14 protein-coding genes are annotated in these 14,930 nt (G+C 60.6%); all 14 read left to right on the top strand.

The window, feature by feature from the left end; translation table 11 throughout:
- The first annotated feature begins 4 nt into the window (after positions 1-4).
- The 14 genes from nuoH to ASE36_RS00745 all read left to right on the top strand — a co-directional run bounded on the left by nuoH (position 5) and on the right by ASE36_RS00745 (position 14,882).
- Positions 5-1,048 (top strand): NADH-quinone oxidoreductase subunit NuoH, encoded by a 1,044-nt coding sequence (gene nuoH / locus ASE36_RS00810; RefSeq protein ID WP_062274602.1) that lies wholly within the window; start codon positions 5-7, stop codon positions 1,046-1,048.
- A gap of 39 nt (positions 1,049-1,087) precedes the next feature.
- Positions 1,088-1,576 (top strand): NADH-quinone oxidoreductase subunit NuoI, encoded by a 489-nt coding sequence (gene nuoI / locus ASE36_RS00805; protein ID WP_062274599.1) that lies wholly within the window; start codon positions 1,088-1,090, stop codon positions 1,574-1,576.
- A 146-nt stretch (positions 1,577-1,722) separates the two neighbouring features.
- Positions 1,723-2,337 carry an NADH-quinone oxidoreductase subunit J gene (locus ASE36_RS00800; RefSeq protein ID WP_062274597.1) on the top strand — a complete coding sequence of 205 codons (615 nt, stop codon included), beginning with the start codon at positions 1,723-1,725 and terminating at the stop codon, positions 2,335-2,337.
- Between the two features lie 29 nt (positions 2,338-2,366).
- Positions 2,367-2,675, top strand: coding sequence for an NADH-quinone oxidoreductase subunit NuoK (gene nuoK, locus ASE36_RS00795; protein ID WP_062274594.1), 309 nt, complete (start codon positions 2,367-2,369; stop codon positions 2,673-2,675).
- Positions 2,676-2,682: 7 nt separating this feature from the next.
- Positions 2,683-4,680, top strand: coding sequence for an NADH-quinone oxidoreductase subunit L (gene nuoL / locus ASE36_RS00790; RefSeq protein WP_062274591.1), 1,998 nt, complete (start codon positions 2,683-2,685; stop codon positions 4,678-4,680).
- A complete protein-coding gene (locus ASE36_RS00785; protein ID WP_062274588.1) occupies positions 4,680-6,191 on the top strand; it encodes an NADH-quinone oxidoreductase subunit M in 1,512 nt (503 codons plus the stop codon). Before nuoL ends, ASE36_RS00785 begins: the two co-directional genes overlap by 1 nt.
- A gap of 18 nt (positions 6,192-6,209) precedes the next feature.
- Complete coding sequence (gene nuoN / locus ASE36_RS00780) at positions 6,210-7,655, top strand: NADH-quinone oxidoreductase subunit NuoN (RefSeq protein WP_062274585.1); 1,446 nt, start codon at positions 6,210-6,212, stop codon at positions 7,653-7,655.
- The gene (locus ASE36_RS00775) at positions 7,652-8,416 is read left to right on the top strand and encodes a biotin--[acetyl-CoA-carboxylase] ligase (RefSeq protein WP_062274582.1); all 765 of its coding nucleotides are present in this window, start codon (positions 7,652-7,654) and stop codon (positions 8,414-8,416) included. Before nuoN ends, ASE36_RS00775 begins: the two co-directional genes overlap by 4 nt.
- Before the next feature lie 20 nt (positions 8,417-8,436).
- Positions 8,437-10,104, top strand: coding sequence for a ribonuclease J (locus ASE36_RS00770; RefSeq protein ID WP_062274579.1), 1,668 nt, complete (start codon positions 8,437-8,439; stop codon positions 10,102-10,104).
- A gap of 65 nt (positions 10,105-10,169) precedes the next feature.
- A complete protein-coding gene (gene mce / locus ASE36_RS00765; RefSeq protein ID WP_062274576.1) occupies positions 10,170-10,574 on the top strand; it encodes a methylmalonyl-CoA epimerase in 405 nt (134 codons plus the stop codon).
- A gap of 128 nt (positions 10,575-10,702) precedes the next feature.
- Positions 10,703-10,978, top strand: coding sequence for a DUF1467 family protein (locus ASE36_RS00760; RefSeq protein ID WP_062274574.1), 276 nt, complete (start codon positions 10,703-10,705; stop codon positions 10,976-10,978).
- A gap of 520 nt (positions 10,979-11,498) precedes the next feature.
- Complete coding sequence (gene proS / locus ASE36_RS00755; protein WP_062274571.1) at positions 11,499-12,821, top strand: proline--tRNA ligase; 1,323 nt, start codon at positions 11,499-11,501, stop codon at positions 12,819-12,821.
- A gap of 49 nt (positions 12,822-12,870) precedes the next feature.
- On the top strand, positions 12,871-14,178 hold the full coding sequence (locus tag ASE36_RS00750) for a lipoprotein-releasing ABC transporter permease subunit (RefSeq protein WP_062274568.1): 1,308 nt from the start codon (positions 12,871-12,873) through the stop codon (positions 14,176-14,178).
- 14 nt (positions 14,179-14,192) lie between these two features.
- Positions 14,193-14,882: an ABC transporter ATP-binding protein gene (locus ASE36_RS00745; RefSeq protein ID WP_062277784.1), complete on the top strand. Its 690-nt coding sequence runs from the start codon at positions 14,193-14,195 to the stop codon at positions 14,880-14,882.
- Positions 14,883-14,930 lie beyond the last annotated feature (48 nt).

The following is a 14,930-nucleotide window of genomic DNA, read 5'->3' as shown; positions in this document are numbered from 1 at the left end:
GACCATGGATAATTTCGTTTCCACCTATGTTTGGCCTGCGGCCATCATCGTCGGTCAGTCGCTGCTTCTGCTCGTCTGCCTTCTGGTGTTCATTGCCTATATCCTTCTGGCCGACCGCAAGATCTGGGCGGCTGTCCAGCTGCGCCGTGGTCCGAACGTCGTCGGTCCCTGGGGTCTGTTCCAGTCCTTCGCCGACCTGTTGAAGTTCGTCTTCAAGGAGCCGATTATCCCGGCCGGCGCCAACAAGGGCGTCTTCCTACTGGCGCCTCTGGTTGCCGTAACTCTGGCGCTCGCCACCTGGGCCGTCATCCCGGTCAATGCCGGATGGGTGATCGCCAACATCAATGTCGGCATCCTCTTCGTCTTCGCCGTCTCGTCGCTCGAAGTCTACGGGATCATCATGGGTGGCTGGGCTTCGAACTCGAAGTATCCCTTCCTCGGTGCGCTGCGCTCTGCGGCCCAGATGGTGTCCTACGAAGTCTCGATGGGCTTCATCATCGTCACCGTCTTGCTCTGCGTCGGCTCGTTGAACCTGTCGGACATCGTCATGGCGCAGACCGATGGTCTGGGAACACGTCTCGGCCTGCCGGCCTCCTTCCTTGACTGGCATTGGCTGGCACTCTTCCCGATGTTCGTGGTCTTCTTCATCTCGGCATTGGCAGAAACCAACCGTCCGCCCTTCGATCTGCCGGAAGCGGAATCCGAACTCGTTGCCGGCTTCATGGTCGAGTATGGCTCCACGCCGTACATGATGTTCATGCTTGGCGAGTATGCAGCGATCGTTCTGATGTGCTCGCTCACCACCATCCTCTTCCTTGGAGGCTGGCTGCCGCCGGTGGATATCGCCATCCTGAACTGGGTGCCGGGCTTCATCTGGTTCGTTCTCAAGGCCGGCTTCGTCTTCTTCCTCTTCGCGATGGTGAAGGCGTTCGTCCCGCGCTACCGCTATGACCAGTTGATGCGTCTCGGCTGGAAGGTCTTCCTTCCGCTCTCGCTCGCCATGGTGGTCATTACCGCATTCGTGCTGAAGCTGATGGGTTGGGCGTGATGACGCCCGATCGCAACCTCAGCTGCATTGGAGAATAAGATGGCAATTGCACAGGCTATCAATTCGCTCTTCCTCAAGGAGTTCGTCGGCGCGTTTTTCCTGTCGATGCGCTACTTCTTCAAGCAGAAGGCGACGATCAACTACCCGTTCGAAAAGGGCCCGGTCTCGGCGCGCTTTCGCGGTGAACATGCGCTGCGCCGCTATCCCAACGGGGAAGAGCGCTGCATCGCCTGCAAGCTGTGCGAAGCGATCTGTCCTGCCCAGGCCATCACCATCGAGGCCGGCCCGCGCCGCAACGACGGCACCCGCCGCACGGTGCGTTACGATATCGACATGGTGAAGTGCATCTATTGCGGTTTCTGTCAGGAAGCCTGCCCGGTCGATGCGATCGTCGAGGGACCGAACTTCGAGTTCGCCACCGAGACACGCGAAGAGCTCTACTTCGACAAGGCGCGCCTCTTGGACAACGGCGACCGTTGGGAACGCGAAATCGCGCGCAACATCGCGATCGACGCACCGTATCGCTGATCCCTCCGGATCACGTCCTGGCGGGACATCCGCCTTCGCCAGGACAAATCAGATTTTGTAACGGGCATGCCGGTGGGGATACCGGCCATGCCTTATCGGGCGACGGGGCAGGGCCCACGTCCGGGGGAAGATGAAAAGGCACCACCATGGGTCTTCAGGCTCTCTTTTTCTATCTCTTCGCCTTCATCGCGGTGGCTTCGGCCTTCATGGTGATTTCGGCACGGAACCCGGTCCATTCGGTCCTGTTCCTCATTTTGACCTTCATCAACGCGGCGGCACTTCTGCTGCTCACGGGCGCTGAGTTCCTGGCGATGATCCTTCTCGTCGTCTATGTCGGCGCGGTTGCGGTCCTCTTCCTCTTCGTCGTGATGATGCTCGACATCGACTTCACCGAACTGCGTGCCGGCGCTGCAAAGCATGCGCCTGTCGCCGCGCTGATCGGTTTGATCGTCGCGGTCGAACTGATCGTCGTCATCGGCGGCAGCGTCATCAGCCCGGCAGCCCAGAACGCGATCACTCAGCCGATCCCGGCGATCACGGAGCGCCAGAACACCCAGGCTTTGGGCGACGTGCTCTACACCGACTATGTCTTCTTCTTCCAGATCGCAGGCCTGGTTCTGTTCGTCGCCATGATCGGCGCGATCGTGCTGACCCTGCGTCACCGCACCAACATCAAGCGCCAGGACATCTCGGCCCAGGTCGCCCGCACGCCCGAAACTGCCGTCAAGGTGGTCAAGGTCAAGTCGGGCCAGGGCATCTGAAGCGAGCACGAGGTCAAGGAACGTAAATTATGGAAATCGGTCTTTCCCACTACCTGACGGTCAGTGCACTGCTCTTCACCCTGGGCGTCTTCGGTATCTTCCTGAACCGCAAGAACGTCATCGTCATCCTGATGTCGGTCGAACTGATCCTGCTCGCGGTCAACATCAACATGATCGCCTTCTCGCACTTCCTCGGCGACCTTGTCGGCCAGGTCTTCGCGCTGTTCATCCTGACGGTGGCTGCAGCGGAAGCCGCGATCGGCCTCGCCATCCTGGTGGTCTTCTATCGTAATCGCGGCTCGATCGCCGTCGAAGACGTCAACATGATGAAGGGCTGACACGGCTATGCTCATCTACAAGGCTATTGTCTTTCTTCCTCTGCTTGGCGCGCTGATCGCCGGCCTCGCTGGACGCCAGATCGGCGCCAAGGCGTCGGAATACGTGACCACCGGTCTGATGATCATCGTGGCGCTTCTGTCCTGGGTCGCCTTCTTCCAGGTCGCGCTCAGCCACGAAGCCCATGAAGTGATCAAGGTCCCCGTTCTGCGCTGGATCCAGTCGGGCGGCATCGATGTCGAATGGGCGCTGCGCGTCGACACGCTGACCGCTGTCATGCTGATCGTCGTGAACTCGGTCTCCTGCCTCGTTCACCTCTATTCGATCGGCTACATGCACCACGACCCGCATCGGCCGCGCTTCTTCGCCTATCTCTCGCTCTTCACCTTCGCCATGCTGATGCTGGTGACCTCCGACAACCTGCTGCAGATGTTCTTCGGCTGGGAAGGCGTGGGTCTGGCCTCGTATCTGCTGATCGGCTTCTGGTTTAAGAAGCCGTCCGCATCGGCTGCCGCCATGAAGGCCTTCATCGTCAACCGCGTTGGCGACTTTGGCTTCATCCTCGGCATCGGCGCCGTCTTCGTGATGTTCGGCTCGATCAATTTCGAGACGATCTTCGCCTCGGCCCAGTCCTATCTGCCGGCTGAAGGTGCAGGTTCGCCGGAAGTGGTGCTCAACCTCTTCGGCATGCAGCTCGACCGGAGCCACGCACTGACCGGCGCCTGCCTGCTGCTCTTCATGGGCGCCATGGGTAAGTCGGCACAGTTCCTGCTGCACACCTGGCTGCCGGACGCCATGGAAGGCCCGACCCCGGTCTCGGCTCTGATCCATGCCGCAACCATGGTGACCGCCGGTGTCTTCCTCGTCGCCCGCATGTCGCCGCTGTTCGAACTGTCGCATGATGCTCTGACTGTGGTCACCGTCGTCGGTGCGATCACCGCCTTCTTCGCCGCGACCGTTGGTCTGGTGCAGAACGACATCAAGCGCGTCATCGCCTATTCGACCTGCTCGCAGCTCGGCTACATGTTCGTGGCACTCGGCGTCGGCGCTTATGGTGCGGCCATCTTCCACCTCTTCACGCATGCCTTCTTCAAGGCGCTCCTGTTCTTGTGCGCCGGTTCGGTCATCCATGCCGTCGACGGCGAGCAGGACATGCGCCACATGGGTGGGCTTCGTCCGCACATCAAGTGGACCTTCTACATGATGCTGCTCGGCACGCTCGCCATCACCGGCGTCGGTATCCCGTTCACGCCTTTCGGCTTTGCTGGCTTTTTCTCCAAAGACGTCATCATCGAAGCGACCTATGCCTCGCATTCGGCGGTATCCGGCTTCGCCTTTTCGATGCTGGTCATCGCCGCGCTGTTCACGAGCTTCTACTCGTGGCGCCTGATATTCCTCACCTTCTTCGGCAAGCCGCGCGCTTCCGCAGACGTGATGCATCACGTGCATGAATCGCCGATGGTGATGCTGCTGCCGCTCTTCCTGCTCGCCATCGGCGCCGTCTTTGCCGGTGTCGTCTTCGAAGGCTTCTTCTACGGCCACGAATACATGGAGTTCTGGAAGGGCGCGCTGTTCACCCTGCCGGAGAACGAACTGCTGGAAGAATTCCATCACGTTCCGGCCTGGGTGGCGCTCAGCCCCTTCGTCGCCATGGTCGTCGGCTTCGCCACCGCCTGGTACATGTACATCAAGAACCCGTCGATGCCGAAGAAGCTGGCAGAGAGCCAGTGGCTCCTCTACCAGTTCCTCCTCAACAAGTGGTATTTCGACGAGCTCTATGACTTCCTCTTCGTCCGCTCGGCCAAGGCGCTTGGTCGGTTCCTGTGGAAGAAGGGTGACGTTGCCACCATCGACGCCTATGGCCCGAACGGTGTTGCGTCTGCTGTCGGCGGCCTGACCCAGCGCGTTGTGCGCCTGCAGTCGGGTTACCTTTATCACTATGCCTTCGCGATGCTGATCGGCATTGCGGCCCTTGTTACCTGGATGATGCTCGGGAGCTCCTTCTGATGACCGATTGGCCCATTCTCTCGACGGTCACCTTCTTGCCCCTGGTTGGCGTGGCTCTGCTTCTGCTGACCCGTGGTGACACGGCTATCGGACGTCGCAATATCCTCAACGTGTCCTTGCTGACGACGGTCTTCACCTTCGTCGTGTCGCTCTTCGTCTGGATCAACTTCGACAATTCCAATGTCGGTTTCCAGATGGTCGAAGAGCATGGCTGGCTCGGGACCGGCATCTCCTACCGCGTCGGCGTCGACGGCATCTCGGTGCTCTTCGTCGTCCTGACGACGCTGCTCATGCCCTTCTGCATTCTCGCCAGCTGGACCTCGGTCGAGAAGCGCCTGAAGGAATACATGATTGCCTTCCTCGTCCTCGAGACCCTGATGCTCGGCGTCTTCGTCTCGCTCGACATCGTGCTCTTCTACGTCTTCTTCGAGGCCGGCCTCATCCCGATGTTCATCATCATCGGTGTCTGGGGTGGTAAGGACCGCGTCTACGCGTCCTACAAGTTCTTCCTCTACACGCTGCTCGGCTCGGTACTGATGCTGCTCGCCATCATGGCGATGTATTGGGAAGCCGGCACGACCGACATCTCGGCGCTGCTGCAGCATGACTTCCCGCCGCAGATGCAGATCTGGTTGTGGCTCGCCTTCTTCGCCTCCTTCGCGGTGAAAATGCCGATGTGGCCTGTTCACACCTGGCTGCCAGACGCGCACGTTCAGGCACCGACAGCTGGCTCGGTCATTCTGGCCGGTATCCTCCTGAAGCTTGGCGGCTACGGCTTCCTGCGCTTCTCGCTGCCGATGTTCCCGCTCGCTTCGGATTACTTCGCGCCCTTTGTCTTCGCCCTGTCGGTCATCGCCATCATCTACACCTCGCTAGTCGCGATGATGCAGGAAGACATCAAGAAGCTGATTGCCTATTCGTCGATCGCCCACATGGGTTACGTGACCATGGGGATCTTTGCCGCCAACCAGCAGGGCGTGCAGGGTGCGATCTTCCAGATGATCAGCCACGGCTTCGTCTCCGGCGCACTCTTCCTCTGCGTCGGCGTCATCTACGACCGTCTCCATACCCGCGAGATCGCGGCTTATGGCGGCCTGGTCAACAACATGCCGAAATACGCGCTGGCCTTCATGGTCTTCACCATGGCCAATGTCGGCCTTCCGGGCACGTCGGGCTTCATCGGTGAATTCCTCACCCTGATCGGCGTCTTCCGCGCCAACACCTGGGTGGCACTCTTCGCCGCGACCGGTGTCATCCTGTCCGCCGCTTATGCGCTCTGGCTTTATCGCCGGGTCATTTTCGGGGCACTGGAGAAGGAAAGCCTGAAGAGCCTGCTCGATCTTTCCGCCCGCGAAAAGCTCGTGCTCTACCCGCTGATTGCCCTCACCATCTTCTTCGGTGTCTATCCGGCACCAATCCTCGACGCGACTGCGGCTTCCGTCGATCATCTGGTGAACAACTATTCCGCAGCCTTGCAAGCAGCCCAGTCTCTGGCGCTGACTGCGAACTGACGACAGGATCCTTTGGACATGACCGTTGAAACTCTCATTGCAAGCCTGCATCTGGTCACGCCGGAACTGATCCTGGCCGTGGGTGCCATGGTGCTGCTCATGATCGGTGTGTTTTCCGGCGATCGGTCGACCAACGTCGTCACGGGCCTGGCTGTCGCACTGCTCGTCTTCTCGGGCGCCTGGCTGATCGTCTCGGATCCCTCGGGTCAGGCCTTCAACGGCGCCTATATCGCCGACGGCTATTCGCGCTTCATGAAGATCCTCGCGCTGATCGGTTCGATCACAGCGATGATCATGGCGGTCGGCCATGCCCGCTACGACCACCTCGACAAGTTCGAGTTCCCGGTTCTGCTGGTTCTGGCAACCCTCGGCGTCATGCTGATGATCTCGGCCAACAACCTGATCACCCTCTACATGGCGCTGGAACTTCAGTCGCTCGCCCTCTACGTCGTCGCCGCCATCAACCGTGACAGCCTGCGCTCCACCGAAGCCGGCCTCAAGTACTTCGTCCTTGGCGCCCTTTCGTCAGGCATGCTGCTCTACGGCATGTCGCTGGTCTACGGGTTCACCGGCAATACCGGTTTCGAGCAGATCGCCGCCGTTCTGTCGCAGGGTGAGCCGGGCCTGGGTCTGATCTTCGGCCTCGTCTTCGTTCTGGCCGGTCTCGCTTTCAAGATTTCCGCCGTTCCTTTCCACATGTGGACGCCGGATGTTTACGAAGGTGCCCCGACACCCGTCACCGCTTTCCTGGCGGCCGCCCCGAAGGTCGGCGCCATGGCGATTCTGGTCCGCATCGTCATCGACGCCTTCCTGCCGATCTTCGCGGAATGGCAGCAGATCGTCGTCTTCATCGCGATCGCCTCGATGGTGCTCGGTTCGGTCGCCGCGATCGGTCAAAAGAACATCAAGCGACTGATGGCCTATTCCTCAATCGGTCACATGGGCTATGCGCTCGTGGGTCTTGCTGCTGGCAATGACACCGGCGTCGCCGGCGTCCTGCTTTACATGCTGATCTATCTCGTCATGACGCTCGGCACCTTCGCCTGCATCATGGCCATGCGCCAGAAGGAAGGCGGCAATGTCGAGAACATCGACGATCTCGCTGGCCTTTCGACCACGCGGCCCTTCATGGCCTTCGTGCTGACCGCGCTGATGTTCTCGCTCGCCGGCATCCCGCCGCTTGCCGGCTTCTTCGCCAAGTACTTCGTCTTTGTCGCCGCCATCGAAGCCAAGCTCTATGCGCTTGCCATCATCGGTGTGGTCGCCTCTGTTATTGGTGCCTTCTACTACCTGCGCATCGTCAAGGTGATGTGGTTCGACGAAGCCAAGGGCGAGTTTGCCCGGACCGCCGTCGAACTGCGCCTGGTCTTTGGCCTGTCCGGTCTCTTCGTCGTCGGCTACGTCCTCTTCGGTGGACCGCTGGGCACGGCTGCGGAAGCGGCAGCAAAGACGCTGTTTAATTGAGCGGCGTCGGCAAGGCCCGCCGGATTTCGATCGACGATTTTCGGCATGTCCCATTGGACGAAGTATCGTCCACCAATACCGAAGCACTCGCCCGCGCTCGCGCGGGCGATTCCGGTTTTCTCTGGATCACCGCTCGACGCCAGACCGGTGGCCGCGGCCGTCGCGGACGCGAATGGGTATCGGAGCGCGGCAATCTCTACTCCTCGCTGCTGCTGGTTGATTTTGCGCCCACGGAAGAACTGGGCTCGCTGCCGCTTGCGGTCGCGCTCGCCGTTCACGATACGGTCGTGTCCGTCATGCCGCCGGGCGGCAAGACGGTCGATATCAAGTGGCCCAATGACGTGCTGATCGATCGCCGGAAAACATCCGGCATATTGCTGGAAGCGGAGAGACTGCCCGACGGTCGAATGGCTTTGGTCATCGGCATCGGCATCAACATCCTGGCACGGCCGGATCTGGCGCAATATCCGGTGACGTCTCTTGCCGATCAGGGTGTCTCGATCTCGCCCGAGGAACTTTTCGCCCGCCTCTTCGTCAATATGGCCGATGCCCTGTCGCTGTGGGACCAAGGCAGGGGGATTGGCGAGATCGTGGCTCATTGGCGCCGGGTCGCTTGCGGCATCGGCGAGAAAATAACGGTGAACCTGCCGGATCGTTCGATTTCAGGTATCTTTTCTGGAATTGATGATAAGGGACTTTTATTGCTCGACAGCGCGGCTGGAACTCTGTCCATCGCCGCAGGTGACGTGTTTTTCGGGTAAGACTGGATCGGAAAGAAAGAATGGCCAAGAACGACGAACTGGTTTTCCTGCCGCTGGGCGGCGTAGGGGAAATCGGAATGAACCTCGCATTGTACGGCTATGGTCCGCCGTCCAATCGCCAATGGATCATGGTCGATTGTGGCGTCACTTTTGCCGGCCCGGATCTGCCGGGCGTCGACCTCGTGCTGCCCGATCTGCGCTTCTTGAAGTCGCAGAAGAAGAACCTCAAGGGCATCATCATCACCCACGCGCACGAAGACCATTATGGCGCGCTGAACGACCTCTGGCCGGGCCTCAACGTGCCGGTCTATGCCTCCGGCTTCACCGCCGGTATGCTCGAAGCCAAGCGCGACTATGAAGGCTCGCGCGCCGAAATCCCGATCACGCCTTTCAAGCAGGGCGACCGGATCAATGTCGGTCCCTTCGATATTGAAGCTATCGGCGTCAACCACTCGATCCCTGAGCCGATGTCGCTGGTCATCCGCACGCCGCTCGGCAACCTCGTTCACACCGGCGACTGGAAGATCGACCACAACCCGTCGCTGGGGCCGCTCACCGACGAAGCGCGTTTCCGCGCAGTCGGCGACGAGGGCGTTCTTGCCCTGATGTGCGATTCCACCAATGCCATGCGCGAAGGTGTCTCCCCATCCGAAGAAGAGGTGTCCGAAGGCCTGCGCAAGATCATCGAGGCTGCCGAAGGCCGCGTTGCGATCACCACCTTCTCGTCGAATGTCGGCCGTATCCGCTCGATCGCCCAGGCAGCCGAAGCTGCCGGCCGCGAAGTGCTACTGCTCGGCAGTTCGCTGAAGCGTGTCACCGCAGTTGCCGAGGATATTGGCATCATGCAGGGCCTGCGTCCCTTCATCGCCGAGGATGAATATGGCTTCATTCCGCGCGACAAGGTCGTCGTGATCCTGACCGGTAGCCAGGGCGAGCCGCGCGCAGCGCTGGCCAAGCTTTCGCGCGACGAAATGCGCAGTGTAGCGCTGACCTCCGGCGATACCGTCGTCTTTTCCTCCCGCGCCATTCCCGGCAATGAAAAGGCGATCCAGGACATCAAGAACGGCCTTGTCGAACAGGGCGTCCATATCGTGACGGACGCCGAAGCCCTCGTTCACGTCTCTGGTCACCCGCGCCGGAACGAACTCCTGAAGATGTATGAATGGACGCGCCCGGAAATTCTGGTCCCCGTTCACGGTGAGGCAGCCCATCTGGTCGCGCAGAGGGAACTTGGTCTGCAGGCCGGCATCAAGACCGTTCCGCGCGTGCGCAATGGTGACATCCTGCGTCTGGCGCCCGGTCCTGCCGAAGTTATAGACCAGGCCCCGTTCGGCCGGGTTTACAAGGATGGCCGTCTGCTTGGTGACATGGAAGAAATGGGCATCGGCGACCGCAAGAAGCTGTCCTATGTCGGCCATGTCGCTGTGAATGTCGTACTCGACAGCCGCTTCGACTTCCTCGGTGATCCCGATGTCGTGCCGATCGGCCTGCCCGAATATGATTTCGAGGGCGAGGCGATGGAAGATACGCTCTATGACGCCGTGCTCGGCGCCGTCGAAAGCATTCCGCGCAGCCGCCGCAAGGATTTGGCGACAGTCCGTGAGGCGATCCGCCGCGCGGTGCGTTCGACCGCAAACGAGGTCTGGGGCAAGAAGCCCGTCGTCACCGTGTTCCTGACCAAAGTCTGACAGACGGCGCGTGGCCCCTCGCTTAAGCTGGTACCACGTTAGCTGAAGCCATGCCGGAGGTTGTTATGCTGGGCCGAGTCAATCATATCGCCATCGCCGTACCCGATCTCGCGGCCGCGACTGCAAGTTACAGGGATACGCTGGGCGCGCACGTATCGCAGGCTCAGGCGCTGCCCGAGCATGGCGTGACGGTGGTTTTCGTCGAACTTGAAAACACCAAGGTCGAACTGCTGGAGCCGCTCGGCGCAGATTCGCCGATCACGGCGTTCCTCGCCAAGAACCCCGCCGGCGGCATGCACCACATCTGTTACGAGGTAGAGGACATCATCGCGGCCCGCGATCAGTTGTCCGCAGCCGGCGCCCGCGTGCTTGGCTCCGGAGAGCCGAAGATCGGCGCCCATGGCAAGCCTGTCCTCTTTCTCCATCCGAAAGATTTCTTTGGTACGCTGATAGAGCTTGAACAGGTATAGAGGAGCCGGCTCACCGCGCATTTTGCCGTCATGCGACGCTTTGGCCTTTGTCTGTGAGAGCCACCGGCATTATAGGAAGCCATCCGCCCACTGAGACCATCGGGCGGCCTGAACGCGGAGAACGATCCATGCCATTCCTCTCGGGCCTCGCCGTCTATTTCGTCATCTGGTGGCTGACCCTGTTTGCCATCCTGCCGATCGGCCTGCGCACGCAGGATGAGGATCAGTCCGTGGTACCGGGAACTGTTGCCAGCGCTCCCACCCGCTTCCGTGCGGGCCGCGTAATGCTGCTGACCACGGTGGTCTCCGCTGCGATCTATGGCGCCTGGTTTGTGGCCGAAACCTATTTCGGATGGGGGTTCAAGGACTTGCCGGTATTCGTACCGGGCCTCGTGCAGCAATAATGAAGACCGCCGAGAAGGGGCGACCTTGCCAGCACGTCTATCTCATGGCTGGCGGCACAAGGGCTGACGTAAGGGCAAAAAAAAACAAGGTCGAAAGACCTTGTTCAAAAGTATCGCGTGATCCTTCACCAATTAAGGGGCTGCGACTGAGCGCGCCTAAGATCTGATCCTCCCAAGACTTGACCGCGAGTATGGCAAAGATTTGAACTCCCTGCCTCTTTTATGGGCTGAACCTAGCCCAAACTATGGACGTTGTCACCCCCAATTCTTGCAGAATTGTAACAGTCTCCCAAAAAATTTTTGGTATGCGGAATTGTCGCATCGGCGTCATGTGATGGCCTGGAACCATGCTTTCCATGCAAAGCGGGAGGCGGTTTGTGTCTGGCTGTGGGCGAGCGGGCTCTCGCCTGCTTGCGGGTTTTCTTCTGAAGTCCAACCGGCTATGAACGCATCCTGATATCCGTCTTCAATCGCTGATTCCGCGCGGGCGCGCGGCATCGTCAACCGTCTGGAATTCGTTATGCGTCTGTCGCGCTACTTCATGCCGATCCTCAAGGAAAACCCCAAGGAAGCGGAAATCGTCTCCCACCGCCTGATGTTGCGGACGGGCATGATCCGCCAGCAGAGCCAGGGCATCTATTCCTGGCTGCCGCTCGGCAAGCGCGTGCTCGACAAGGTGAACGCGATCATCCGCGAAGAGCAGAACCGCGCTGGCGCCATCGAGCTCTCCATGCCGACCCTGCAGTCGGCCGAGCTCTGGCAGGAAAGCGGTCGCTACGAGGACTACGGCAAGGAAATGCTGCGCATCAAGGACCGGCAGGACCGTCCGATGCTCTATGGTCCGACCAATGAGGAGATGGTCACGGACATCTTCCGCTCGTCGGTCAAGTCTTATAAGAGCCTGCCGCTCAACCTCTACCATATCCAGCTGAAGTTCCGCGACGAGATCCGCCCGCGCTTCGGCACCATGCGTTCGCGCGAATTCCTGATGAAGGACGCATACTCCTTCGACCTGACCCAGGCCGACGCGATCCATTCCTACAACAAGATGTTCGTCGCCTACCTGCGCACCTTCGATCGGCTCGGCCTGCGCGCCATTCCGATGCGCGCCGATACCGGCCCGATCGGCGGAAATCACAGCCACGAGTTCATCATTCTCGCCGACACCGGCGAATCGGAAGTGTTCTGCCACAAGAGCTTCGTCGACTTCGACATCCCCTCGGTTGATACCGATTTCGACGACGTGGCTGGCCTGCAGAAGATCTTCGACGAGTGGACCTCGGTCTATGCCGCGACCTCGGAAATGCATGACGAGGTCGCTTTCGGCGCCATTGGCGAGAATGATCGCCTGTCGGCACGCGGCATCGAGGTTGGCCACATCTTCTATTTCGGCACGAAATATTCGGAGCCGATGGGCGCCAAGGTTCAGGGTCCTGATGGCAAGGAGCACCTTGTCCACATGGGATCCTACGGCATTGGCCCGACACGCCTTGTTCCCGCCATCATCGAAGCCTCGCATGACGACAACGGAATCATCTGGCCGGCTTCGGTCGCGCCCTTTGATGCCGTGGTGATCAACATGAAGGCCGGCGACGAGGCCTGCGACAAGGCTTGCGAAACGCTCTATGCAGCGCTGCAGACCGCCGGCAAGGACGTGCTCTACGACGACACGGACGACCGGGCAGGCACCAAGTTCGCGACCGCCGATCTCATCGGCGTTCCCGTCCAGATCATCGCCGGGCCGCGCTCCGTGGCATCAGGCGAAATCGAACTCAAGGATCGCCAGACCGGCGCCCGTGAGACGATGACGATCGAGGCGGCGATCAACAAGCTGACCGCCTGAGCGCGATGGCTTTGACGCTGTCGAACTGACCTGAAGGCAAGGAGTGACCATGGCGAGCAAGGCTGCTGGCAACGAGACGGCAGGATCCGCGAAAGGCTCGCCTGCGCGCGCCTTTTCGGGATTCGAGCGCATGGTGGCCTGGCGCTACCTGCGCGCCCGGCGCAAGGAAGCCTTTATCTCGGTCATTGCCGGTTTCTCCTTCATCGGCATCATGCTGGGGGTCGCGACCCTCATCATCGTGATGGCCGTGATGAACGGCTTTCGCACCGAGCTCGTTTCCCGCATTCTCGGCATCAACGGCCACATGATCGTCCAGCCGGTTGACCAGCCGCTGAACGACTATGCCGATCTTGCGACCCGCTTCAGTGCCGTCCAGGGCATCAAGATGGCGCTGCCGCTCGTCGAGGGGCAGACGCTTGCCTCCGGCCGCGAAGGGGCTGGCACCGGCGCGCTGGTGCGCGGTATCCGGCCGGACGATCTGACCAAACTTTCGGTCGTCTCGTCCAACATTCGACAGGGCGACATGGTCGGCTTTGCCGCAGGGCAGGGCGTCCTGATCGGCTCCCGCATGGCGGCCCAACTGGGCTTGTCTGCAGGTGACACCATTACTCTGGTCTCTCCCGAGGGCGATATCACTCCCCTCGGCGTCAACCCCCGCGTCAAATCCTACCCCGTCTCCGGCATCTTCGAGATCGGCATGTCGGAATATGACGCCTCGATCATCTATATGCCGCTCGAAGAAGCACAGCTCTATTTCAACGTCGAAGGCATCGTGCAGTCGATCGAACTGTTCATCGAGAACCCCGATGACGTCGACCGGCTGCGTCCGCTGGTCGAACAGGCGGCTGGGCGGCAGATCTTCATCACCGACTGGCGCCAGCGCAACCAGACCTTCTTCTCGGCCCTGCAGGTCGAGCGCAACGTGATGTTCATGATCCTCACGCTGATCGTGCTCGTTGCAGCCCTCAACATCATCTCCGGCCTCATCATGCTGGTGAAGGACAAGGCGAGCGACATCGCCATCCTGCGCACCATGGGCGCGACATCCGGCGCCATCATGCGCATCTTCTTCATGACGGGGGCGGCGATTGGCACGGCGGGCACCTTCGCCGGAGTTTTGCTGGGTGTCATCGTCTGTCTGAACATCGAGAGCATCCGCCAGTTCTTCTCCTGGGTGTCGGGCACTGTTCTCTTCGATCCCGAACTCTATTTCCTCAGCCAGCTCCCTGCAGACATGAATGTCAGCGAGACGATCTCCGTGGTGGTCATGGCGCTCAGTCTGTCCTTCATGGCGACCATCTTCCCGGCCTGGCGGGCCTCGCGCCTGGATCCCGTCCAGGCCCTGCGATACGAATAAGGATGCCGATCCCGATGGCCAACGACATCGTTCTGTCTCTCGCCGGCATCGACCGCCATTATGGCCAGGGCGAAACCGTGCTTTCGATCCTGAAAGGCGCGGACTTTACCCTGCGCACCGGTGAGACTGTGGCGCTTGTTGCGCCCTCGGGCACCGGGAAGTCTACGCTTTTGCATGTGGCCGGCCTGCTGGAACATCCCGACGCTGGTGAAGTCACGCTGGGTGGCGTCGCCTGCCAGGAGCTGCCGGACGAACAGCGCACCGCGATCCGCCGCAACTCCGTCGGCTTTGTCTATCAGTTTCACCATCTGCTGCCGGAATTCTCGGCGCTCGAAAACGTGATGATGCCGCAGCTGATTGCCGGATTGACCCGCAAGGAAGCTGCCGAACGCGCCAAGCAGTTGCTCGATTACATGCGTGTCGGCCACCGCGCCGATCATCGCCCGGCGGAACTGTCGGGGGGCGAGCAGCAACGCGTGGCGATCGCACGCGCCGTTGCCAATGCACCGCTGGTGCTGCTTGCCGACGAGCCGACCGGCAACCTGGATCCGGAAACGGCGTCCTACGTGTTTTCCGCGCTGGAGGCGCTGGTGCGCCAGTCCGGTTTGTCGGCGATGATTGCCACCCACAATCACGAGATTGCCCGGCGGATGGATCGCTGCGTCACACTCATCGACGGGAAGGTCGTCGAAATCCAGGCCTGATCATTTTCCAATTTTGCTGCACCGCAACGCGTCCGGGACTTTTGTTCC

Source organism: Rhizobium sp. Root274 (genome assembly GCF_001429245.1).
GTDB lineage: Bacteria > Pseudomonadota > Alphaproteobacteria > Rhizobiales > Rhizobiaceae > Allorhizobium.
Note: the sequence above shows the minus strand (reverse complement) of the source record. Positions and strands in the feature narration are given on the sequence as shown.

Bases quoted from the DNA above. Each gene is read 5' to 3' on its own strand.
- nuoH (WP_062274602.1), top strand. From the start codon at position 5: ATGGATAATTTCGTTTCCACCTATGTTTGGCCTGCGGCCATCATCGTC.
- nuoI (WP_062274599.1), top strand. From the start codon at position 1,088: ATGGCAATTGCACAGGCTATCAATTCGCTCTTCCTCAAGGAGTTCGTC.
- ASE36_RS00800 (WP_062274597.1), top strand. From the start codon at position 1,723: ATGGGTCTTCAGGCTCTCTTTTTCTATCTCTTCGCCTTCATCGCGGTG.
- nuoK (WP_062274594.1), top strand. From the start codon at position 2,367: ATGGAAATCGGTCTTTCCCACTACCTGACGGTCAGTGCACTGCTCTTC.
- nuoL (WP_062274591.1), top strand. From the start codon at position 2,683: ATGCTCATCTACAAGGCTATTGTCTTTCTTCCTCTGCTTGGCGCGCTG.
- ASE36_RS00785 (WP_062274588.1), top strand. From the start codon at position 4,680: ATGACCGATTGGCCCATTCTCTCGACGGTCACCTTCTTGCCCCTGGTT.
- nuoN (WP_062274585.1), top strand. From the start codon at position 6,210: ATGACCGTTGAAACTCTCATTGCAAGCCTGCATCTGGTCACGCCGGAA.
- ASE36_RS00770 (WP_062274579.1), top strand. From the start codon at position 8,437: ATGGCCAAGAACGACGAACTGGTTTTCCTGCCGCTGGGCGGCGTAGGG.
- mce (WP_062274576.1), top strand. From the start codon at position 10,170: ATGCTGGGCCGAGTCAATCATATCGCCATCGCCGTACCCGATCTCGCG.
- ASE36_RS00760 (WP_062274574.1), top strand. From the start codon at position 10,703: ATGCCATTCCTCTCGGGCCTCGCCGTCTATTTCGTCATCTGGTGGCTG.
- proS (WP_062274571.1), top strand. From the start codon at position 11,499: ATGCGTCTGTCGCGCTACTTCATGCCGATCCTCAAGGAAAACCCCAAG.
- ASE36_RS00750 (WP_062274568.1), top strand. From the start codon at position 12,871: ATGGCGAGCAAGGCTGCTGGCAACGAGACGGCAGGATCCGCGAAAGGC.
- ASE36_RS00745 (WP_062277784.1), top strand. From the start codon at position 14,193: ATGGCCAACGACATCGTTCTGTCTCTCGCCGGCATCGACCGCCATTAT.